This window comes from Azohydromonas aeria, from assembly GCF_009760915.1.
Classification (GTDB): Bacteria; Pseudomonadota; Gammaproteobacteria; order Burkholderiales; family Burkholderiaceae_C; genus Azohydromonas; species Azohydromonas aeria.
Window position 1 is genome coordinate 1 of the sequence record NZ_VIDQ01000197.1, and the last position, 1485, is coordinate 1485.

Sequence of the window (1485 nt, forward strand, 5' to 3'; positions counted from 1 at the left end):
TCTTACTGTGTCAATAATTTGATCTATATTTGTCCTATCCAGTCGCGCAGGAGGCTCGGGTATGGACATGGGAGCACGGTTTGACGGGTACATGGCCCATCTAGCTGCAGGGCTGGGCCATGCCGACCGGGTGGCAGGACTCAAGGACTACTGCAGCGGCCTGATGCTGCCGCTGTCGCGCAAGAGCGTGGAACCCATGGCCGCGCGCATCGACCCGCTGCACGCCAGCGCGCGCCACCAGGCGCTGCATCACTTCGTGGCCAAGGCCCAGTGGAGCGATGGCGAGATGCTGCGCCGCGTGGCGCAATGGGTGGTGCCGCACATGGACTTCTCCGGTGGCGGCTACTGGCTGGTGGACGACACGGGGTTCCCGAAGAAGGGCAAGCACTCGGTGGGCGTGGCACGCCAGTGGTGCGGGATGCTGGGCAAGCAGGACAACTGCCAAGTGGCCGTGAGCGTGTCGCTGGCGTGCGAGCAGGCGAGCTTGCCGGTGAAGTGGCAGCTGTACCTGCCCGAGAGCTGGAGCGAGGATCCCGAGCGCTGCGCCAAGGCCGGTGTGCCTGAGGACGTGTGCTTTGCGACCAAGGGCGACATCGCGCTGCAGCAGTTGCAGGCGCTGCTCGATGAGGGGGCGCCGCCGTACTGCGTGGTGGCCGACGCCGCCTACGGCACGGAGGCTGAGTTCCGCCAGCGCCTCACCGACATGGGACTGCCCTACATGGTGGGCGTCACGTCGAGCGTGAAGGTGTGGCCTCCAGGCATGGAGCCGCTGCCGCCCAAGCCATGGTCGGGCCGTGGACCGCATCCCTTTGCCACGCGGCGATCGCCCGATCACCAGCCCGTGTCGGTGGGCGAGTTGGCGCAGTCGTTGCCGCCCGAGGCCTTCAACACTATCACTTGGCGCCAGGGCACCAACGAGCCGCTCACAGGTCGCTTTGCCGCATTACGGGTGCGCCACGCCGGCTCCGGCACGGGCAAGCAGCGCTTGCATCCGCAGCAGTGGCTGCTCATCGAGTGGCCCCAGGAGAAGGACGAACCCAGGAAGTGCTGGCTGTCCACGCTGCAGGAGCACACGCCGCTGGCCGAGCTCGTACGCGTGGCGCATATGCGCTGGCGCATCGAGCGCGACTACCAGGACCTCAAGCAGGATCTGGGGCTGGGCCATTACGAGGGCCGCGGCTGGCGTGGCTTCCATCACCATGCCAGCCTGGCCATTGCGGCCTACGGCTTCCTCGTGGCCCAGCGGCTGGTCGAGGAAGGCAACGCCCGTGATGCAGCGGCAGGGGAAAAAAACTTCATCGAACGCCGCCTGCCTGCGCTTCCCGAAGGTTGGCTCCCCCGCGGCAGTCGTGCGTGCACAGCGCCACATGCCGACCTCGATCACTACGCTGCGACTGCGGCTCAGCAGCTACCTGCTCGTTGAGATGGGACTGTGCCCGCTGTGCGGCTCTTGCAATAGGCCATTGCGCTTATGACACAGTAAGA

The 1485-nt window shown here is 66.2% G+C and carries 1 protein-coding gene; it reads left to right on the top strand.

From position 1 onward, the window contains the following. Nucleotides 1–61 precede the first annotated feature (61 nt). On the top strand, nucleotides 62–1423 hold the full coding sequence (locus tag FJ694_RS36470; RefSeq protein WP_157272396.1) for an IS701 family transposase: 1362 nt from the start codon (nucleotides 62–64) through the stop codon (nucleotides 1421–1423). The last annotated feature ends 62 nt before the right edge of the window (nucleotides 1424–1485 follow it).